Origin of the sequence: Streptomyces sp. MNU76, from assembly GCF_020982545.1 — a bacterium.
Classification (GTDB): domain Bacteria; phylum Actinomycetota; class Actinomycetes; order Streptomycetales; family Streptomycetaceae; genus Streptomyces.
The window spans coordinates 44,908-64,281 of sequence record NZ_JAJKLK010000011.1 but is presented as its reverse complement, the minus strand read 5'-3'; the positions used below and the strand labels follow the sequence as shown (position 1 = coordinate 64,281).

Annotated in this window: 17 protein-coding genes and 2 pseudogenes; 13 read left to right on the top strand and 6 right to left on the bottom strand. The window is 69.0% G+C overall.

Annotated features, from left to right (window positions below):
- Positions 1 to 425: 425 nt before the first annotated feature.
- The 13 genes and pseudogenes from E4N62_RS25120 to E4N62_RS25060 all read left to right on the top strand — a co-directional run.
- Positions 426 to 671 (top strand): annotated as a pseudogene (locus tag E4N62_RS25120) (hypothetical protein); the annotation flags it as partial.
- Between the two features lie 487 nt (positions 672 to 1,158).
- Entirely contained in the window at positions 1,159 to 1,524 is a 366-nt protein-coding gene (locus E4N62_RS25115; protein ID WP_230217992.1) for a secreted protein/lipoprotein, read from the top strand.
- Entirely contained in the window at positions 1,518 to 2,402 is an 885-nt protein-coding gene (locus E4N62_RS25110; RefSeq protein WP_230217990.1) for an ATP/GTP-binding protein, read from the top strand. The genes E4N62_RS25115 and E4N62_RS25110 overlap by 7 nt, the downstream gene beginning before the upstream one ends.
- 108 nt (positions 2,403 to 2,510) lie before the next feature.
- A complete protein-coding gene (locus tag E4N62_RS25105; protein ID WP_230217988.1) occupies positions 2,511 to 3,128 on the top strand; it encodes an SAF domain-containing protein in 618 nt (205 codons plus the stop codon).
- The gene (locus tag E4N62_RS25100) at positions 3,128 to 3,955 is read left to right on the top strand and encodes a hypothetical protein (protein WP_230217986.1); all 828 of its coding nucleotides are present in this window, start codon (positions 3,128 to 3,130) and stop codon (positions 3,953 to 3,955) included. The genes E4N62_RS25105 and E4N62_RS25100 overlap by 1 nt, the downstream gene beginning before the upstream one ends.
- Complete coding sequence (locus tag E4N62_RS25095; protein ID WP_230217984.1) at positions 3,945 to 5,444, top strand: CpaF family protein; 1,500 nt, start codon at positions 3,945 to 3,947, stop codon at positions 5,442 to 5,444. Before E4N62_RS25100 ends, E4N62_RS25095 begins: the two co-directional genes overlap by 11 nt.
- The gene (locus E4N62_RS25090; RefSeq protein WP_230217982.1) at positions 5,441 to 6,394 is read left to right on the top strand and encodes a type II secretion system F family protein; all 954 of its coding nucleotides are present in this window, start codon (positions 5,441 to 5,443) and stop codon (positions 6,392 to 6,394) included. The genes E4N62_RS25095 and E4N62_RS25090 overlap by 4 nt, the downstream gene beginning before the upstream one ends.
- Positions 6,391 to 7,275 carry a type II secretion system F family protein gene (locus E4N62_RS25085; RefSeq protein ID WP_230217980.1) on the top strand — a complete coding sequence of 295 codons (885 nt, stop codon included), beginning with the start codon at positions 6,391 to 6,393 and terminating at the stop codon, positions 7,273 to 7,275. The genes E4N62_RS25090 and E4N62_RS25085 overlap by 4 nt, the downstream gene beginning before the upstream one ends.
- Positions 7,276 to 7,319: 44 nt before the next feature.
- Positions 7,320 to 7,535: a hypothetical protein gene (locus E4N62_RS25080; RefSeq protein WP_230217978.1), complete on the top strand. Its 216-nt coding sequence runs from the start codon at positions 7,320 to 7,322 to the stop codon at positions 7,533 to 7,535.
- Between the two features lie 2 nt (positions 7,536 to 7,537).
- Complete coding sequence (locus tag E4N62_RS25075) at positions 7,538 to 7,963, top strand: TadE/TadG family type IV pilus assembly protein (RefSeq protein WP_374117057.1); 426 nt, start codon at positions 7,538 to 7,540, stop codon at positions 7,961 to 7,963.
- A gap of 5 nt (positions 7,964 to 7,968) precedes the next feature.
- The gene (locus tag E4N62_RS25070) at positions 7,969 to 8,421 is read left to right on the top strand and encodes a TadE/TadG family type IV pilus assembly protein (protein WP_374117056.1); all 453 of its coding nucleotides are present in this window, start codon (positions 7,969 to 7,971) and stop codon (positions 8,419 to 8,421) included.
- The gene (locus E4N62_RS25065; protein WP_230217972.1) at positions 8,421 to 8,873 is read left to right on the top strand and encodes a TadE/TadG family type IV pilus assembly protein; all 453 of its coding nucleotides are present in this window, start codon (positions 8,421 to 8,423) and stop codon (positions 8,871 to 8,873) included. The genes E4N62_RS25070 and E4N62_RS25065 overlap by 1 nt, the downstream gene beginning before the upstream one ends.
- Positions 8,873 to 12,331: a LysM peptidoglycan-binding domain-containing protein gene (locus tag E4N62_RS25060; protein WP_230217969.1), complete on the top strand. Its 3,459-nt coding sequence runs from the start codon at positions 8,873 to 8,875 to the stop codon at positions 12,329 to 12,331. The genes E4N62_RS25065 and E4N62_RS25060 overlap by 1 nt, the downstream gene beginning before the upstream one ends.
- 21 nt (positions 12,332 to 12,352) lie before the next feature.
- Here the strand turns inward: E4N62_RS25060 and E4N62_RS25055 are convergent, their stop codons facing one another.
- The 6 genes and pseudogenes from E4N62_RS25055 to E4N62_RS25030 form a co-directional block, all read right to left on the bottom strand.
- Positions 12,353 to 12,793 (bottom strand): hypothetical protein, encoded by a 441-nt coding sequence (locus E4N62_RS25055; RefSeq protein ID WP_230217967.1) that lies wholly within the window; start codon positions 12,791 to 12,793, stop codon positions 12,353 to 12,355.
- Positions 12,794 to 14,152: 1,359 nt separating this feature from the next.
- Positions 14,153 to 14,836, bottom strand: a pseudogene (locus E4N62_RS49625) (DUF2637 domain-containing protein); the annotation flags it as partial.
- Positions 14,837 to 15,088: 252 nt separating this feature from the next.
- Positions 15,089 to 15,937 (bottom strand): ParA family protein, encoded by an 849-nt coding sequence (locus E4N62_RS25045; RefSeq protein ID WP_230217963.1) that lies wholly within the window; start codon positions 15,935 to 15,937, stop codon positions 15,089 to 15,091.
- A 15-nt stretch (positions 15,938 to 15,952) separates the two neighbouring features.
- Positions 15,953 to 17,149: a ParB/RepB/Spo0J family partition protein gene (locus tag E4N62_RS25040; protein ID WP_230217961.1), complete on the bottom strand. Its 1,197-nt coding sequence runs from the start codon at positions 17,147 to 17,149 to the stop codon at positions 15,953 to 15,955.
- A gap of 445 nt (positions 17,150 to 17,594) precedes the next feature.
- Positions 17,595 to 18,533, bottom strand: a complete 939-nt coding sequence (locus E4N62_RS25035) for a DUF1643 domain-containing protein (RefSeq protein WP_268269812.1) — start codon at positions 18,531 to 18,533, stop codon at positions 17,595 to 17,597.
- A 341-nt stretch (positions 18,534 to 18,874) separates the two neighbouring features.
- Positions 18,875 to 19,012: a hypothetical protein gene (locus E4N62_RS25030; protein ID WP_230217958.1), complete on the bottom strand. Its 138-nt coding sequence runs from the start codon at positions 19,010 to 19,012 to the stop codon at positions 18,875 to 18,877.
- Positions 19,013 to 19,374 lie beyond the last annotated feature (362 nt).

Here is a 19,374-nt window from a genome sequence, read left to right as displayed (position 1 = left end):
TGCATAACGAGGCCTCGCCTTGAAACCTCCCTGCTGTGCACCGATGTTAGGGGACGTCACATGTCGCACGCGGCTGGCCAAGTTCGCAGTTCAGAAACGACATCCGATGACGGGTGGCCCACCCGGACGCGGGACGTCTCGTACGTCGGGGACGCGTGCACGGCCCACGGGAACGGCGACTTCGACCCCGCCGACCTGAGCACGGTGCGCGGCCGCTTCCCCGGCCGGCACGTCACCCTCGACGATGACGCGATCACCCGGGTGGCCGCCGGTCCAGCAGAAGTGAGGCATCCGGCCTTCCCTCCCCCGTTCGCGACGCCGGGCGCAGTCCCGGCGACGCGATGCCCGTCTCCAGACCCCTCAGCGAAAGGAAGCACTCCTATGCCCAGTAGCCGGGAACGGCGGTCCGGGAGTACGGGTTCACCAATGACCTCGGATCCGCCTCCCACAGCGACACCCTCTCCCGGCAGCGTGCCGTTGCCGTCCAGGGCGTGCTGGCCGAGGAACTCAGCAGCGCGGCGGTCACCTTCGACACACGTGGGTTCGGCGAGCGGAACCCGGTGGCCTCCAACGCCAGTAAGGCCGGCCGCCAGAAGAACCGACGAGCCGAGATCTCGTTCTCGCACACAGCGGACTCACAAGCTCCGTTCGGCTCGACGAACGCGCCCTGATCGTGCACGGACGCGACGAGCGAAGCCACAGAACTACAAATCGACATCCGGGTCCGAAAGTGACCGGATACGTCCCGAGTTGTGTGAGTGAACTCAAATATCGAGCTGGGAAGTTGACTGGCATATGCGTAATCTTGCCGCTACGCAAACGGATCACCGCAGCTGGACCAGGCCGCGGAGCTGGACTGCCGTCCGCCGGCGGCGCAGGGCAGCAGTCAGGTCACACCGCGCCGTACGGGGAGGCATCGTGAAACGTCGCGCACATCAAATCCATCACTCCGCTGTTCACGTCCGAAAGACCGCCGCCTCCATCACGCTGTGCGCTGCCCTCGCCCTGACCGCGTGCAGCTCATCCGACGGGAAGAAGGATGAGGCGACAGACGAGTCCCCGAGCGTCGCACAGTCTCCGCAGTCGTCTGCTCCCGCCGACCCGAAGGAGACCGCGAAGAAGGAAGCAGTCACTGCATACGGGGCCTACTGGCAGGAGATGGAGAAGCTCTACGCCGACCCTACCGGCAAGAGCGCGCACCTTGATCAGTACGCCGCATCCTCCGCATTGAAGAACGCCGAGGCAGACGCCAAGCGCGCTCACGACCGCGGCCGCATCTACACCGGCAGCGTCGCCCTCACCGACCAGACGGTCACCAAGGTGAACGTCTCGGGCAAGATCCCCAACGCGACCGTGTCCAGCTGCCTGGACATCTCCAAGTGGCGGAGGGTCGATGCCGAGACCAAGAAGCCAGTGTCCCAACCGGAGAACCGGCTGACGAAGTACCGGATTCTCAGCACCGTCGAGAAGTATCCGGAAGGGTGGCGCGTCACCCGCGATGAGCCCCAGGGGAAATCATGCTGACGCGCCGCATCGTCATCACTGCGGCAACCGTCCTGGCCACGCTCTCTGTCCCTGTCACCAGCTACGCGGAGGATGACCCCAAGGGCGACGGCGGCATCGAGTGCGGCCTGTACGACTGCGAGGTCGAGGTAGACGTCCCCGGGCAGGGCGGCGGCCAAGCCGGCGGCAGCGGCAGCACGGACGGAACAGGTGGAAGCGGCTCGTCCGACGGTCGCGATCCCACCGATAAGACGGTCTGCGTCTACAAGCTCGCAGACCCGCAGCCACCCGCCGGCAGCTTGGACTGGGAAGGCCACGAACCCGGAGACGGGGCCGTGTACGAACAGACATGTGGCTGGGATGGCGTCGACGGAGACACCATCGTTCGGATGGTCTGGTTGGCCGAGCCGCCGGCGCAAGAGACTGTCGACCCAGCTGTCTTGGCTCAACGGGCCGTCGACTCGATGACTCTGCTTGGTCCAGACATCGCCAGTCCGCGCGCGGCCGGGAAATACACCGTCGGCGTTCCGATGTGGATGTGGGTCAACCAAAGCGCCACAACCTTCGGGCCCAACACCGCTTCGGCATCAGCGGGCGGGATCACCGTCACCGCGACCGCGAAGGTGTCGAAGATCGTGTGGAAGATGGGTGACGGAGCCAGCGTGACGTGCAACGGCCCCGGTACTCCCTACCAGGCCTCCGAGGGCATGGCCCAGTCCCCGACCTGCGGACACGTGTATTCCAAGACCTCAGCCGGTGCCAAGAACGGCAAGTTCCCGGTCACCGCGACCTCGACGTGGACGATCGACTGGCAGGGCGGCGGACAGGCTGGCCAGCTCACCGAGATCCGGCAAACCAACGGGCAGGTGGCGATCGGCGAGCTGCAAGTCGTCAGGTAACGCCGCCGGAAGGACAGAACGTTGAGCAAGACCCAAGAACGTGTAGACACAGCCCCGAACGGAGTCCCTCAGCAGGGGCGCGTGGCCGGACCGGTGGCTCCGCCCCGCGTGTCGGCTCGCAGGCGGCGCCCAGGTGTCATTGCCCTGTCCCTGGCGCTGATCGCCGCCGGAGGGGCTGGTGTTGCCGTCCTGCTGCTGCAGGTTGGCAACCGCACCGAGGTGGTGACCGTCGTCCGGGACGTCCAGGTCGGCCAGGTCCTCACGGAGGACGACCTGGGCAAGGCCTCCCTCGCCTTGGACCCGGCCGTCAAAGCGGTGCGCAGCGACGACCTGGACTCGGTGGTGGGCAAGCGGGCCGCCGTGGAGCTCAAGCCCGGGTCCCTTCTCGCCCCGTCGCAGGTGACGAAGGACTCGCTGGTGAAAGCCGGCGAGCAGTTGGTGCCGATCGGGCTCGAGCCCAAGCAGATCCCGGCCACCGCGCTGGTGCCGGGCCAGAAGGTACAGCTGGTCCATGTCCCGGCCCAGGGTGCGACGGACACCGGCAAGACGTCGGATGCCGTCCCGCAGACCATCGACGGACGGGTCGTGAAGGCGTCCACCGCTGCTCCTGGCACCGGAGTCGTGGTCGTGGACGTTGCCACATCCGCTACGGACGGCCCCACAGCGGCCGCGTGGGTGGCGTCCGGCACGCTGCGCCTGGTCCTCGCTGCCCCGGACGGCAGCTGATGGCTGTCATCGCGCTGGCAGGGTGCAGTGGTGCACCCGGTGTAACCACAAGCGCGCTCGCCTTGCTGCTGTCCTGGCCGCTGGAGCCGGGCCGGCGGATGATCCTGGCCGAGTGCGACCCAGACGGCAGCGCAGTACTGCACGGACTGCTGCAGGGCACGCTCGGCGACCGCTACGGGCTGCGCAACCTCTCGGTCGCCGCCCGGCAGGGCGAACTCGGCGACGCGTTCTTTCGTCAGCTGATCGACCTGAGCAGCGAGGACGGCAAGAAGGAATCGCCGCGCGACCGGCTGCTGCTGCCGGGCATCACCGATCCTGCGCAAGCGGCGAGCCTGGGCTCGGTATGGAAAGCCCTGGGGGTCATCTTCCGCGGCATCGAGGCCGAGCACAGCCACGACGTCCTGATCGACCTCGGCCGCCGGGGTGCTTTCGGGCCGTCCGGAGTCCTGGCCGAGCAGGCCGACGCCGTGTTCATGGTCGTGCGCAACACCCTGCGCTGCTTGCAGGCAGCCGAGGGCCGGGTGCGCGCCCTGGAGGAACGGGTTGGCGACGTCAGCGTGCTGATGATCAACGAGGGTCCGTATCCCGCGGGCGAGGTGCAGCGCGTGCTCCAGGTGCCCGTGGTGGCCACCCTGCCGTACGCCCCGAAGGACGCCAAGGTCCTGTCCGACGGCGTGGAACAGCCTCGTCACTTCACTAAGTCGCCGCTGATGAAGGCCGCCCGGACGGCCACCACGCTGCTGGTTCAGCGGGCCGCAATGCGGCGGGCGCGCCTCGATCCGGGCGGCGTGCGTACCGCAGGGGGCGAGGTGACCCGTGCGCGGTAGGCCTCTGCACACCGATCCCACGGTGGCTTCCCCGCCCGGCCGCCCCCAGCAGGCGTGGTCGCGCCAGGCGAACGGCACACATGCACCGGCCGGTGCCGCCTCGAGTACGCATGTGCTCGGCGCCGCGGCACCTCAGGTCACCGTCGACTACAAGGTCGCCCGTCACATCGCGGCCCAGGTCGCCAAGCAGCGCGAAGAGTTACTGAAGACCACGCCGGACATGGACCGGGCGAGCGAAGAACAGCGCTGCCTTGAGTGGATCAACGAGGCGGTCGCCCTGTGGTCGGACGCCCAGGCGATGGCGCCGCAGGAGGACGAAGCACTGCGGCGAGGCGTCTACGACCTGCTTTTCCGTGCCGGAAGGCTCCAGCCGTACCTGGACGATGACCGGGTCGAGGACATCATCATCCAGGGCCCGAACGAGGTGTGGCTCGACTACGGCGACGGCGAACGCCGCATGGTCGGACCGATCGCCGACTCGGAAGAAGAACTCCTGGAACTGCTGCGGGAGTTGGCCCGGGGCTCCGGGCACAACGAGCGCACCATCTCCACCGCGAACCCCACCCTCGCCCTGTCCCTGCAGGACGGCTCCCGCCTTCAGGCCATCACCGGACTCGGGCCGATGACCTATGCGGTCATCCGCCGGCACCGGGTCTCCCACGCCGACCTGGACGACCTCGTACGGCTGGGCACGATCGACCCGATCCTGCGGGAGTTCCTCGGCGCGTGTGTCCGCGCGGAGAAGAACATCATGATCGCAGGGAAGCAGAAGGCTGGGAAAACAACGCTGCTTCGGGCGATGCTCAAGGAGTTCGACCCCGAGACACGCTTTGCCACCATCCAGACCGAGGACGAACTTTTCGCCCACGCCAACGGCTACCACCGCCAGGTCGTCTCCCTGGTCGGGCGCGAGTCGAACGGGGAGAGGGACGTCACCGGCCGCAGCGCCGGCGAGGTGACGCTCCTGGACCTGATGCACCCGGCGTTGCGCATGTCGCTGGAGCGGATCGTGGTCGGTGAGGTCCGCGGACCCGAAGTCGTCGCCATGATGCAGGCGCTGACGAACGGCTCGGGCGGCAACCTGTGCACCATCCACGCCCGCCGCCCGGACATCATCTTCGACCGGATCGCCGAGCTGTACGCGCTCGCCCAGGACAACCTGTCCGAGCAGCTCGCCTACCGGCAGACCGCGAACGGCCTGGACTTCATCGTGTACGTCGACATGACGGACGAGACGCAGATCGGCGGCCGCCGCCACCGCTACGTCTCTCACGTCCTGGAGCTGACCGGGATCGGCGAGTCCGGCCGCCCTGCCACCAACGAAGTCTTCTCCCCCGGGGCCGAGTTCGGCGAGCTTCGGGCGGTCCCGCGGATGGATCCGGGCTGCGTCGACGACCTGCGGCGTGTCGGGTTCGACTCCGCCCTGCTGCAGCAGCCCTACGGGGCCTGGCAGGCCCCGCTGCCGCTGAAGGTGGGGGCGCGCCGATGACCCTGTTGTGGGGACTGCTCAGCGGCATGGCCGTCGTCGGCGGGCTGATCGGTGTCGTGGCCGGGTTCGTTGGGACAACTGCGCCGCGCCGGGCTCCGTTGTGGCAGCGGTGGCGCTCTCTGGGCGCGGGGAAGGACCAGAGTGAGGACGTCCGGCTGCGCCGGCGGACCCTCGCGGTCGTGGCGGTCGTGGTCTTCGCGGGCGTGTGGCTGGTTTCGGGGAACTTCGTGGGCGGCGTTCTGCTGGGTGCGGCCGTCATCGGCGTGCCCTGGCTGATCACCCCGTCGCAGACTGCGCAGGAGCGCATCGGCCAGCTGGAGGCCTTGAGCGAGTGGACCCAGCGGCTGGCCGGCCTGCTGCGGCTGGGCATGGGCCTGGAGCAGGCGATGATGACCAGCCGTAAGGGCGCTCCCGAAGAGCTTGCCCCGCAGATCATCAACCTGTCCGACCGGCTGCGCCTGGGGTGGCGGCCGGAGGGAGCGCTCCGCGCGTTCGCTGATGAACTGGGCGATGTCACCGCGGACAAGGTGGTTGCCGCGCTCATCCTGTCGGTCAACGACCGCGGCCCGGGCCTGGCGCAGGCGTTGGAGGACCTGGCCGGAACGGTGCGCGACGAGGTCGCGCGTAAGCGCGCCATCGAGGCCGACCGGGCGAAGCCGCGGACCACGGTGCGGTGGATGACCATCATTACCGTGGGCGTGGTTGCGGCCGGGTTCTTCGTACCCAGCTACACCAAGCCGTACTCGACGCTGCTGGGACAACTGGTGCTCGCCTTCCTGACGGCCGGGTTCATCGGGGTGCTCGCCCTGATGCGGCAGCTGGGCTCCTTCCGCCGTACCCCCCGATTCTTGATCATCGACCCCTCCAGCACGGTCCGGCTGCCTGCTCCCGCGACGGAACCCGACGTCCTACCGGTCGCTGGCCGTGAGCCGGAAGGAGTCAGCTCGTGAACCTGTTCCCCGTCCTCCTGACCGGCGGCACGGTCGGCGCCGGCCTCGCCCTGCTGGTCCGGGAACTGCTCCGCCCTCAGCCCGCGTTGGGGCCCGCCCTCGCGCGCAGCGCCCCGGCCACCTTGACGATGCCCGAGCCGGAGCTGGACCGCGAGGAGGTGTGGGGCCGGTGGCTGCTGGCCCGCCTGGAGCGGCTGCCCGGCGTGCGGATCCCCACCACCAACTTGGCTCTCCTCGGCCAGGGGCCGGGTCAGTTCATGGTCAAGAAGGTGGCGCTCGCCGCGCTCGGCCTGTTCTGCCCGGTGATCGCGACGATCCCGTGGATCATCGCGGGCGTCTCCCTGCCGTTCTACGTGCCCGGGGCGGTCGGACTCCTCATCGCGGGGCTGCTGTTCATCACGCCCGATCTCACGGTACGCGATCAGGCCAAGCGGGCGCGGGAGGAATTCGCGCACGCCCTGTCCGCCTACCTGGACCTGGTCGCGCTCAAGCGAGCCGCCGACGCCGGTCCCACCGAGGCCCTGGAGAAGGCCGCCGAAGTCGGCGCCGGCTGGCCCTTCCTGTACCTGCAGGGCGCGCTGCGCCGGGCCCGGCTGGAGAAGATCCCGCCGTATCAGGCACTCACGGAGTTGGCCGCCGAGTATGACCTGCCCGTCCTGGACGACGTCGCCGACATCATGCGGGGCTCGGCCACCGACGGCGCCGCCGTCTACAAGGCCTTGCGCGCCCGTACCGCCGCTCTCAACGCCGAACTGCTGGCCGACCAGGCCGCGGAGGCCAACGCCGCCAGCGAGAAGATGACCGCCCCGGGAGCCCTGCTCGCCGTCCTGGTCATGCTTCTGATGGCTTTCCCTGCGGTCATCCGCATGCTCACCATCTAGACCGTCTCAACTCGGAACCGCTGTAGGAGCAAGGAGCCCAGATCATGAACCACACCGCAGCCCGTACCTACCGTGCGGTGCACTGGCTGACCACGCGTCTGCAGGAGGGCCTGGAGGAAGCCAGGCGCCGTCCGGACCGCGGGGACGTCAGCACCACCACTGTCATCATCTGGGTGGCCGCTGTCACCGGCGCCGTGGTGATCGCCGGGACTATCGCAGTCGTGATCGCCAAGTACAACGGCAAGCTCAGCGGGCTGTAGGGATGTCTCGTCCGGAGCGGCTGAAAGACTGGTGGCGGGGGCGAAGATGGCGCGACGACCGCGGTGACACGTCCATCCAGATGGCGATCGTCTTCCCCTTCGTGCTGCTCGCCACGGTCGCCGTCATCCAGGCTTCCATGTGGTACTACGCGAGGCAGATCGCCCTGACCGCTGCCCGCGAAGGAGCCACCGCAGCACGCGCCTACCAGTCGAGCCCGGCCGATGGTGCGGCCCAGGCGCGGAGCGTGCTGGAGCGCACCGCGGGTGACAGCCTGCGCGGCTACAGCGTCGTGGCCAGCAGCAACGGGCAGCGTGTGCGGGTAGAGGTCTCCGGAACGGCAATGTCGATGATCCCGGGCGTCTCCGGCCTGCAGGTCACCCAGTCGGCGTCCGGGGCCGTGGAACGCTGGACGGTCCCGGGAGGGTGAACCACGTGTGCAACAGGGCCCGATGGGCTCGCAGGCTTCGCAGCGATGAGGGCAGTGCCGCGATCGAGGCCGCCATCATCCTCCCATCTTTGATCATGTTCTTGTGTCTGGCGATCGCCGGCGGACGCCTCGTCACCTCCGGAGCGAAGATCGACTCTGCGGCTGAGGACGCGGCCAGGGAAGCCTCCATTCACCGCACCGCGGCCTCCGCCCAGGGCGCCGCGCAGGCGGCGGCCGCCGACTCCCTGAACGACCAGGGCATCACGTGCGCGTCGACTTCCGTCAGGATCGACACCGGTGGCCTGAGCGTTCCGGTGGGCCAGGTCGGCACGGTCACCGCAACCGTGACCTGCACGGTCAACCTCTCCGACCTCTTGCTGCCTGGCGTTCCCGGGGCGCGGACACTCACGTCAACGGCGACCTCGGTGGTGGACCAGTACCGGCAGCGGAGCGACTGATGATCTTCCGGCAGATGAGGCAGAGCCACACACGGTGGGATGACCGCGGAGGCGTCACCGTGTTCGTCGCCGTATGCGTCATCGCACTGATCGGCATCATCGGCGTCGCCGTCGACGGCGGCAGCAAAATGCGCGCGGTCGAACGAGCCGACTACATCGCCGGCGAGGCAGCCCGGGCCGGCGGACAGGCCATCGACCCCGCCGAAGCCATCAGCGGCAATGCGATCGTCGTGGATCCGCAGGACGCGCAGGCCGCCGCCCAGGCGTACCTGCGCTCCGCCGGCGCCACCGGCACGGTCAGCGTGTCCGGCGACGGCAAGACCCTCACCGTGAACATCACCAGCACCTACGACACGAAGTTTCTGTCGGTGGTCGGGATCGGCTCGTTGTCGGTGACCGGCCAGGGCAAGGCCACCCTCCTGCATGGCATCACCGCTCCCGAAGGAAACTGATGCGCACCACCCACTCCCCCGCCGCAGCGGCTGCCCGCACCCTGGCCCGTCTTCTCAAGGCCGGCTTGAGCCTGCTCGTTCTGGTCGCCGCGGTCGTGGGGCTGCCGTTGCTGCTGGCCTGGGTCACTCCGGTCATCTGGGCTTCCACCCACGACGACCTCACTCACCTGCTGGACCGGCAGGACACGGGCGCGGCGTTTTTGCTGTTGCTCGTCGCGGTGGGCTGGATCGGGTGGCTGCAGTTCAGTTTCTGTGCGGTACGCGAGCTGATCGCGCAGGTGCGAGGCCGGAGCTGGCACGCACCGCGAGGGATGGGCGCCTCGCAGCGCGCTGCGGCGCTACTGATCGGCAGCATCCTGGTGCTGTTGCCCACGAGTTCGGCCCTGGCCTCCGATGCTCAGGCCGCACCGGCCACTGCGGCGCCCGTCATCCCCGGCCAGACGGTCCAGGCCTCGCAAGGAGGCGAGACCGATCAACCCTCGCCGTCCTCCACGGCGCGCACACCCGCCTCCGGTACGTCGTACACGGTGCGCGAGGCGCGGCCGGCCGAGAGCCTGTGGGGCATCGCCGAGCGGGAGTTGGGCGACGGCGAGCGGTGGCGGGAGATCGCGAGCCTGAACGAGGGCCGTCTCATGCCGGACGGCCAGGTCTTCCGCGCGAACAGCTTTCTGCAGCCTGGCTGGCAGCTTCAGATGCCCGACGCCGCCGCGGCGGGAGGCGTCCGCACGCAGTTGGGGGACGGTCCTGCCACTTCTGCTGGCCGGAGCGAGCACGCCGTCACGGTCCACTCGGGCGACTACCTGTCGAAGATCGCAGAGGAGGAGCTCGGCGACGGCACCAAGTGGCCCGAATTGTTCGAGGCCAGCTCGGGCAAGCCACAGCCGCACGGCCTGCCCGCGATCACCGATCCGGATGTCATCTACGCAGGACAGCAGATCACCGTGCCCGGCCCGCAGCCCGACCAGCAGACGCCGCCGCGCGAGAGCAGCGACAGGGATGCGGCGGACAACCAGGAGAGCACTCCCCCGGCTACTCAGGCGCCGGACAGCGAGCAGAAGCCGGGCGCTGACACGGGCGATGGGCAGGCACCCGCGCCAGGCCAGAGCACCGCGCCCGCACCACAGTCGTCGGCTCCCAGTACCCCGAGCAGTCGGCCCGCCGAGCGGCCCGGCGAGGAGCACTCTCCTTCCGCAACGGCTTCAGCGACGCCGCAGCCCAGCAGCGGCGCCTCGTCCTCTTCCTCCTTGCCGTCGGCGTCGGCTGAGCAGCCTGGTGCCGCTGCCTCCTCCCCCGCCGCCGCGGCGTCCGAGACGCCGGCGTCGGCTCCGGCCGACGGTCCGCTGGTGCTGCGCACGGTGCTGGGCGCCGGTGCGCTGCTGGCCGCCGCCATCACCGGTGCTCTCGCCCTGAGAAGGGCGCTGCAGCGCCGCCGCCGCAAGCCGGGCGAGAAGATCGCCATCGCGTCGGAGACGTCCCCGGCGGAGGCGAAGTTGGCTGCCGCCGCCGAACCGGGCGGCGCAGCTCGCCTGGACACGGTACTGAGGACTATGGCCCACCAGGTGGCCCAGCAGGAGGGTCCTGCGGTCCTGCCGCAGCTGCGGGCCGCACGGATCAGCGCCCGCACAGTGGAGGTGCTGCCCGAGGACCTTGCCCAGAGGCCGCAGGCACCCTTCGTCTCCGGGAAGGGCGGCTGGTGGGCCCTGGACTCCGATGCGGTCGTCCTGGGCGAGGAGGCCGCCCGCGAAGTGCCGGCGCCGTATCCGGGGCTGGTCACGGTCGGCAGCACCGAAGCGGGCGACCTTCTGCTGCTCAATCTCGCCCGGGTGCCCGCCGTTTTGCTGGACGGCAACCCGGTGCACATCACCGAGGTGTGCACCTCGCTCGCCCTGGAGCTCGGGATGAGCCCGTGGGCGAGCGAAGTCGAAGTCGTGACGGTCGGGTTCGGCGAGGACCTGCCGCAGCTGCTGCCCACCGCGCGGATCGCCCACATGCGCCACGCCACGCACGCGCTGCGCGATCTGAGCGAGCGGCTGCTTGAGGCTCACCAGATGCCCGAGACCAGTCACCAGCCCTACCTGGTGCTGTGCGCATCGTCGCTGGACCCTGACGCGGCTTGGGAGTTCGCCGACGTCATCGACAAGGCGGGGACGGTTCCCGTGACCATGGTCGCCCCGGCGAGTACGGCGGCCTCCCACTTCCCCGAGGCGGAGATCCTCAACGCCTCGCTCAGCACACCGCAGCAACTCGATTCCGTCGGCGCAGAGATCACGGTGCAGCGTCTGGAGCACGCCTCGTATCTGCAGATCACCACCGCGCTGAGGGTGTCCGCGCAGCCGGCCCACCCGGCTGAGGGCCCGTGGAAGGACGTCCCAGAAGAGCCCGACAACGTGGCCCAGACCGAGCAGACCGGGCCCCAGGAGACGGCCGTGCCCGCGGCCCGCCCGGGCACAATCCCCTCGGTGACGCCGGCAGCAGACGTGAGCGGCGAGGTCTTCCCGGCCCTGCTCGCCGCCACCACCGACCCCACCGGACTGCGCCTCCTGCCGACAACCGCACAGGCGCCCCCGGCCGAGGAGGACCAAGCTCCGGGCACCGACACTCTGGCGCCCCAGGCCGCACAGGAAACGGAGCCCAAGGAAAAGAAGACGGACGCCGCAGACGCCCCTGCGGCGGAGACGAGGGCGGTTGAGAGCGCGGCTCAAGACCTGCACGCGCCGGAGATCCGGGTTCTGGGCCCGGTCGAGGTGACGGGCGTGGACAGCACCGGCCACGGCCCGCGCATGGCCCAGCTCGCCGCGCTGTTGTATTTCCGGCCCGGGCGGAGCGCGGACGCCGTGTGCTCCGACATGGATCCCATCAGTCCGTGGGGACTGAGCACCCTCAACGCCCGGATGCAGGGCCTGCGCCGTTCCCTGGGCAGCGATCCCGCCGGCAACCCCTACGTTCCACGGCGCAAGTCCGGCGAGGACCCCTACCGGCTCTCCCCCGGAGTGCGGTGCGACTGGAGCCGCTTCCTTCAGCTTGTCGAACGCGCTCTGCCGCTGGGCCCGGCCGGCCTGCCCGATCTGGAGAAGGCGCTCACCTTGGTCCGCGGCAAGCCGTTCGGGGGCACTCCTCTGCCCTGGGCCGAGCCCTACCAGCAGGAGATGATCACGCGGATCATCGACGTGGCGCACACCGTGGCCACCTACCGAACCCCCGCGGGCCCGCACCACGATCTCAGCGCCGCCCGCCAGGCCGTCGCGACCGGCCTCGACGTCGACGACACCGCTGAGCTCTTGTACCGGGACTGGTGCCGCCTCGAGTATGCGGCCGGGAACCGGCAGGGACTGCACACCGCCATCACTCGCGTCCAGCAGGTCAACCGGGCGCTTGACTGCTCGCTGGAGACGGAGACCGAACAGCTCATCAACGAGCTCCTCAACGGCTCGGGCGGGACAGCGCGCAAGGTCCTGTAGCCGCTGGGTGCGCAGCGCGCTCTATCGGCTGTGGGCGACGTCGCGGGCTGCGTACGCGAGCAGTTCGCTGACGGCGGCTTCGTCGGAGGCGGGAGGCCGCGCACTCCACTCCGTCAGCGTCTCCCGAACGGTCTGCGCAACTGCCGTCGCGTGCTGGACCAGGTCGTTGTCGAGTGCTGTCACGTCCCCGGTCGCTGTGCGGCCCGTGATGACGATGGTCCCGGCCAGCGGGTACAGGGCCATGCCGCGCCAGGCACTCGCGAGGGCCCATGCGGTCAGGTTCTGCGGGAGCCCGGCCTGCTGGCCGCTGCCGTGGATGTGCAGCACAGCCCGCCGGTGGTAGGTGCCCTGGTCGACGGCGTCGGGGGATCCGACGAGCTCCCGGATCGCCGCATGCGCGTCGGCCTCGGGGAGATCGAGGTCTGTGACGGTGGCGTCCGGGTCGATGCGCAGTGCTCGCAAGGGCCCTCCTCATTGTTGCGGAAGTGGGGGCTGCGCAGTGGGTTGAGGCTCGGGACTCAGGTCTGCGCAATGATCGCGCGGCCTGCGCAATGCACGGCTGATCAGGGGTTTTGCCGATTGCGCAGACTGGTGGGTCTGATGGGGTGCCCAGTGCTCAGCCAGTGCGCGGTCGCGGGCTTACTGCTGCGCATCGGCGTGGTGGCGGGTAAGGGCCTGCCAGCGCCGCTCGAATTCGTCGGCGTTCTCGGTGACGTAGTCGGTGGTCACGGGCTTGTTGTACTGGGCGGTGATTCCTCGGGCTGCGCATTCCTGCGCAACGGTGTCCGCCGCGGGTTCCTCACTGCGCATCCGGTACTCGGCCCAGACGTTGTAGACACGGGAAGGCAGGAAGTAGCGGCGCAGGGTTGACGGGCTGACCGGCTTCCCGCCGCGCCCGTGCATGCCCTTCCCGGCAAGATAGGCAGACAGTTGCTCGGCTGTCGGTTCGTCACCGTGCTCGGTCTGGTACTCCATCCACGCCAGGTAGTAGCGGTCGACCGTGGTGAGGACAATGCTCTCCGCCGTTGCGGCTTCCGGTCCTGGCGGCGGGTCGTCGATGGCGGCGTTCACCCGGGGACTGCGCTTCTCCTTGGCGGCCTGCGCAGCCGCAGCGGCAGACGCCTTCTCGGGTTCCTCTTGTGCGGGAGGCTCCTCTGCGGCCGGTTCGGCGGGATCGGCCGCTGACTCCTCAGCTGCCGGTCCGCTGCTGCTGAACTGGCGCTCCTGGAAGCTCTTGACGAAGTCGGCCAGGTCGTCGCCGGTGATGGGCCGGCCGCCGTCGCCGGTGATGGTGTCCCGCTCGTAGACGAATGCCGCGAGGGCAGCAGCATCAGGGTAGGTGCCGCGCTCCTGCGCGTAGGTGAGCCAGGCGCTGTAGAAGTAGTCGTACCACTGGTCGGCCGGTTCGCCATTCGGCTCCGGTTCGTCGGAGGCGGCTGACTCCCCCTGCGCCGCGTAGCGCTCCTGGAGCACCTGGAGGATGGGCTGCAGCTGGTGCTCGGAGAGCGGTTTTCCTGCCGCCCTGGTGATGCCGTACGCGTCGCGGAGCCAGAGTGCCCACTGCGTGGCGGTCGGCTCGACCTGGAACTGCGTGATGAACGCCTGGTAGGCCCCAGCGAACCGCTCGGCGTCATCCCCAGTGGAGTCCTTCAGTTCACGGCGCAGTTCGGGCACTGCGGCCGTAGCCTGCTCCGGCCCCGCCACCGTGATCGCTAGTTCCGCTGTCTCCGGCTCAGGGGCTGGCGTGTCCCTGAGCGCGGAGCCTTCGGGCTGGGCGGCGGGAGCTGCGACCCGCTCGACGGTGAAGATGATCGGCGGCTCGTCGATGCCAGCCGCAGCGAGACCGGCAGGAGCGGTTTCCGCGAGGGGAACGCCGTAGCGGGCAAGCCGCAGAGGCATCAGTGCTTCGACGGGGGCTTTGCGTCGCCATGCGCGGCCGAAGCGGGAGCGGAGGCTGGCCTGGTAGACAAGCCGTTCCTGCTCCAGCTTGATGACCTGGTCGTAGGAGCGCAGCTCCCACAGCTTCATGCGGCGCCACAGGAGGAACGTGGGCCCAGGTGAGAGGAGCCAGCGGGTGAGGCGGACGCCCTCCATGTGCTTGTCTGCCGTGATGTCTGCGATCCGGCCGATCGCGTGCCGGGCGGCCTCGACCGCGACGACGAACAGGATTGGGATCACCGAGTGCATGCCCACGCCCAGCGGGTCCGGCCAGGCCGCCGCGCCATTGAAGGCGATCGTTGCCGCTGTGAGCAGCCAGGCCGTCTGGCGCAGGAGGGGGAACGGGATACGGATCCAGGTGAGGAGCAGGTCCAGGGCGAGCAAGACGCAGATACCGGCGTCGATACCGATGGGGAACACGTAGGAGAAGTTCCCGAAGCCCTTCTGGAGGGCCAGCTCGCGGACCGCTGCGTACGAACCGGCGAAACCGATGCCGGCGATGACGACGGCGCCGGTGACCACTACGCCGATGAGGACTCGATGCGCTCGAGTCAGCTGGGGTATCACGCCCCTCCCCGCAGCCACGTCCCACTCCCCTATCCAAGCCTCACGACCGACCGGTTCTCACACTCCCATGAGGCGGGTGGGGTTGTGACGCTTGGCGGGTCACTTGTTGCGGATCGTCAGCGAAAAGTGATCACTTGGGCGCTTCATCCGCGCCCGGCATTGGCGTCGCGATTCTTTACGGCGTAAAGACGAGACCCCCCGGAGCTGAGGCTCCGGGGGGTCTAGCGACGCGGTCTTTACGGCGTAAAGGGCTCACCGGTACAGCTTCATCTGTCGACCGATCTTCGTGTAGGCCTTGGCGGCTCGACAGTTCGGGGCGAAGAGGGTTACCGGCTGTCCGGCCGTGTAGGCCTCGGGGACCTTTACGTCGTCGCAGACCGTCTCCACAACGATGTCGCCGTAGGCCTCCCGGAGCTGGTCCTCCATGTCCTTGTAGACCTTGCCCTGCGACTTGTGATCGACGCCTTCGGTGACCACCACCCAGTCGATGCCTGTGGGCATGCCCGTGTGGCCGTACGCCGCCGCCACGTCGGCAATCTTGTCCTCAAGTTCGGTGAGGCCGCGCGCTTCCTTCTCCTGTGACTTGGTGCAGCCAACGACCTCGTCACTGGCGATGATCGCAGCTATCGTCGCGAGCTTTACGTCGCCAGGGCAGTCAAAAATGATCAGGTCGAAGCGCCCTCGCAGCGCCCCAATGATCCGGTGCAGCCAGAGCTCCCGCGCGGTCTCGCCCGCGAGCTTGAATTCCAGGGTTTCGAGCTGCTTCGACTCAAGGACGACCCAGAGGTCCGGGATCACTTCCTTGGTTTTGCTGTCCTTGGCGGGTACGACGGCCTCGGAAAGCGTGACGAGCTTGTCCACCACGTCGTACATAGTGGCCAGGTCTTCGTCTCCGTCTGGGTCGTCGTAGCCGAGCAGGCGGGAGATGTCCCGCTGCTTGTCCAAGCCGATGACGCAGACGAGCTTCTTCTTCTTTGCTGCGGCGTAGGCAAGGGCTGCGGCGGTGGTCGACTTCCCGGATCCGGCGGAGCCGTTGGTGCACGCCAGGACACGGGTATCGCGTCCCGTGTCCTCCGGGAGGGTCGGAGTTTCTGTGGTCACGAAAGGTCTCCGTCGTTACGCGGTGAGAGCGGGTTTGGCGTCATCGGCCTGCTGGTAGTCGGCGTGCGTGGCCAGCCAATCCAGGTAGGCGCGGGCGTGTGCGGCGTCGTTGCCGCCGTCTCGAGTCATGCGGATCTCGCAGTGGGCGAGCGAGAGGGCGAGCGCGGCCCTCGTCTGTCGGTCGTGGCCCTCATCGCCAGTGAGGGATGCGAGGCTGAGCGCCGAGGCACCGATGCCGGTATCGCCCAGCCACTGGGAGGCGAGTGCGACGGCCTCGTCGGGATCGACGGAGGCCTGCAGCGCGATGATGTGCAGCCGGGAGGGATCGCCGTCGAAGACCGCCACGGCGGCCATGCACGCCTCGCGCCTCGCCTTGGCTGCTTCGTCCAGCTCGTCGGGACCTGAGCCGCCCTGCTTGGGAACAGCCTTCTTCGCCGCCTTCTTACCAGCGCTGTCCTTCTTCTCCCCCTTGGCCGGCCTGGGTGCAGCCGTACGGGCGGCGGCCAGGGCCTTCTCTTCCTCCCACGCCCGGACCTGTTCGGCGGGGTCTTTGATCTTCCCCAGGTCTCGGGCCAGCTCGATCGTCATGCCGTCGGCTCGCTGTTCGAGGGCCTGGCGGACCTCGGGCTGGAGGTTGTGGAGTCGGCGGCGCTGAGAGACCCAGCCCGCGGTCTTCCCGAGGACCTTGGCGACGGCGTCGTACGTCCCAAACTCCTGCTTGAGCTCCTCGATCGTCGCGAGCTCTTCGAACGGCTTGAGCTCCTCGCGGGCGAGATTCTCGGTGGCGGCCGCGACCAGGATGTCCTTGCGCGTCGTGGCCTTCCTGTTCACCAGGACGGGCAGTTTCTCCAGGCCGGCGAGCCGGGCCGCTGCGAGGCGCCGGTTGCCACCGATGACCACGAAGCGGGCGGCACCGACCTCATCCGCGTGCTCCGGGAAGGCCGCCGTGAAGACGTCGGCCGGGACTACGGCGACCGACTGCAGCAGGCCGACCGACTCGAAGGTCTCGGCGAGCCCTTCGAGCCCTTCAAGCTCCTCGCGCGCATTGCGCGGGTTGTTGACGAGCTCGTCGATCGCCACATCGGAACCGCCGCCGGCAGGCTGCGCTGCTTCGGCACGCCGGCGCTCCTCCTCTTCGGCGCGGCGGCGCTGTTGCTCAGCTCGCTGCCTGCGCCGTTCGGCTACGGACAAGTCGTTCTGCGCGCCAGGCATTCACCGCTCCTGATGGTGGTACGTGATGGGTTCCTCGGGCTGGAGCTTAACGAGCGCGACGCTCCGTGGCTCGCATGCCCCGGTCTTTACGCCGTAAAGAGGGCCAGTCGGGGTGGGGCGCGGGCGGGCAGCGGGCCTGGTGTGCCGCCACCGGCACACTGCCCAGGCCGTCAACGGACCAATCGGAATCGTCCTGTTGGGAGCTCCATCGAAGCCGCACATGATCACTCGAAGGAGATCTCCGCAGACCGGGCTTGCTGGTGCAGGCGAGGGGTCCGTCTCCGCCGCCATCTGGGGCAGGAGTCTTTACGCCGCAAAGACGCGTCCCCGAAACACGAAGAGCCCCGTACCCAGGACACCTGTCCTGGGTACGGGGCTCTTCGGATCGGCTCGGCCGAGCGGAGCGCGGCGCGGACGCCGCCAGCGGGTCCCGATCGAGCGGCGCTCACCCGGCGGTACTGACCTCACTGTGCATGTCGTCGTACGTGGCGCATGCCCTCCCCCAGATGTCACAGGCCCGCTCGTATCCCTCCTGTGCGTGCAGGCGCGCCCAGAGATCGGGGAAGTTGCCGCCGATGCCGTCCCCGTCCGGGTCGCTGTCCATCAGCATGGCGAGCTGATAGGGGTCCCTGGGCAGGTGCGGGTCGAGGTAGTCGAGCCCGGGGTGATGGGGATGCACGGTCACGGTCGTGCCGGGGACATGCTGGGTGCTGGTCCTCTGCTGCCGCAGGCTCGTGGTGATGGACTCGGCTTGGTGGAGGTAGTCGTAGGGGCCCAGGCGGAGGTCGGGGAGTCCGGGCCGGGCGAGGACGACGGCGTACCGCTCCCCCGGTTCGGGTGCGGCCGGTCGGGATGGTCGGCCTTCCCAGAGCTGCGGGGCGAGGCCGAGACGGAGCCGGAGCGGGTGGTGGGGGTGGCCGGCCTGGGTCACGGCGAGCGTGCTCAGCCGATGCATACCGGGAAGCGTGAGCACTTCGGCGACGCGATCGGGGTGGGCGTTCGTTCCCCATCCTGCGACGAGGGGGCCGCCGGTGTGCTCGGCGAGCCGGGCCGCGGCCTGGAGGTAGCTGTTGTTCTCCGGTCCGACAGGGTCGTCCGCAGTCGCGAGGTCGCGAGGCTTGGTGGCCCGCCAGGCGTACAGGTTGACGATGAGGAGGCCGCTGCAGCCCCACCCTTGGGCGTACTTGATGCAGCGCTGGCTGGTGTTGTCGTCCTTGGTCGCGTCGGCGGTAGAGGGGTTCAAGAGAACGAAGACGGCAGACTTGCCGGCTCCTGAACCCATGTCTCCCCATTCACGTACGAGCAGGTAGCGGTATCGGTCGCAGGCGGACAGGACCGCGGAGCGTCGTATCGGACTGCGTGGGGTGCGTAAGAGTCGCGTCATCGCTGATCCGTTTCGTGGTCGAGGGATCGGTGTCCGTGATGTGCGGAATCGCCGGGCGGTCGCAAGCGGGGTTCAGCGGTCGCCTGTGTCGTTCCGTTGGCAGCGTGTGCCGTGGCGGCGAGGAGGGCGGCCAGGGCGCGGGGCTGGTTGGACGTCTCTATAGTCCACAGCCGGATGGGTGTCTGGTCGACGATCGTGTCGATGTACGTCATCCGCCACCACAGCCAGTCCGGCATGCCGTCGTGGCTGGGCTCGGTGGTGCCGTAGGCGCTTGCACCCGTCGAGTGGCCGGTCCTGTTCAGAGCGTGCGCCCAGGCGTGCAGGGACTCCCTGTCTTCGACCTAGAACAGGGCGGCTGGTCCGAGGCCTGTCACGTCAGTGACGTCCACCGATACCGCGGAGAGGGAGGGGTGCGCGGCAATCAGGGCAGCCGCCACACCGGCGGCCGCGGTGTGAGGGTCCTGGGGGTTGGTCGTCATGGGTTCCTTCGGCAGGGAGTTGGACATGGCGCGCAGCCCACCCCGGGCTCGCCGGGTGGGCTGGTGTTCTTTACGGCGTAAAGATGTGGGCCCGGATCAGCGCGAGACCCGGCGTTGGTGAGTAGCGCCTCGCGGCCCGGCTATAGATCACGTCCGGGCGGATGGCCGTCGGGGATCCGGGCGGCAGCGGCCGCCTCTCGCCCCCTGCCTCGACCGCCTTGGTGCGCGGGGGGCGCGGATGTCTCCGTGACCAGTCCGTGCTCGGCCACGAGGATCCGCCACCGGATCCACCGCGTGCCCGTGCAGGTCCACCGGGTGGGGCTGCGCGTCCAGACGCGGCCGTGCCGGTCGCTGACTGCTTG

Excerpts from the sequence above, each read along its gene's own strand:
- E4N62_RS25035 (WP_268269812.1), bottom strand. The coding sequence starts at position 18,533 with ATGACGCGACTCTTACGCACCCCACGCAGTCCGATACGACGCTCCGCG.
- E4N62_RS25060 (WP_230217969.1), top strand. The coding sequence starts at position 8,873 with ATGCGCACCACCCACTCCCCCGCCGCAGCGGCTGCCCGCACCCTGGCC.
- E4N62_RS25065 (WP_230217972.1), top strand. The coding sequence starts at position 8,421 with ATGATCTTCCGGCAGATGAGGCAGAGCCACACACGGTGGGATGACCGC.
- E4N62_RS25110 (WP_230217990.1), top strand. The coding sequence starts at position 1,518 with ATGCTGACGCGCCGCATCGTCATCACTGCGGCAACCGTCCTGGCCACG.
- E4N62_RS25040 (WP_230217961.1), bottom strand. The coding sequence starts at position 17,149 with ATGCCTGGCGCGCAGAACGACTTGTCCGTAGCCGAACGGCGCAGGCAG.
- E4N62_RS25100 (WP_230217986.1), top strand. The coding sequence starts at position 3,128 with ATGGCTGTCATCGCGCTGGCAGGGTGCAGTGGTGCACCCGGTGTAACC.
- E4N62_RS25090 (WP_230217982.1), top strand. The coding sequence starts at position 5,441 with ATGACCCTGTTGTGGGGACTGCTCAGCGGCATGGCCGTCGTCGGCGGG.
- E4N62_RS25080 (WP_230217978.1), top strand. The coding sequence starts at position 7,320 with ATGAACCACACCGCAGCCCGTACCTACCGTGCGGTGCACTGGCTGACC.
- E4N62_RS25030 (WP_230217958.1), bottom strand. The coding sequence starts at position 19,012 with ATGACGACCAACCCCCAGGACCCTCACACCGCGGCCGCCGGTGTGGCG.
- E4N62_RS25115 (WP_230217992.1), top strand. The coding sequence starts at position 1,159 with ATGGAGAAGCTCTACGCCGACCCTACCGGCAAGAGCGCGCACCTTGAT.
- E4N62_RS25075 (WP_374117057.1), top strand. The coding sequence starts at position 7,538 with ATGTCTCGTCCGGAGCGGCTGAAAGACTGGTGGCGGGGGCGAAGATGG.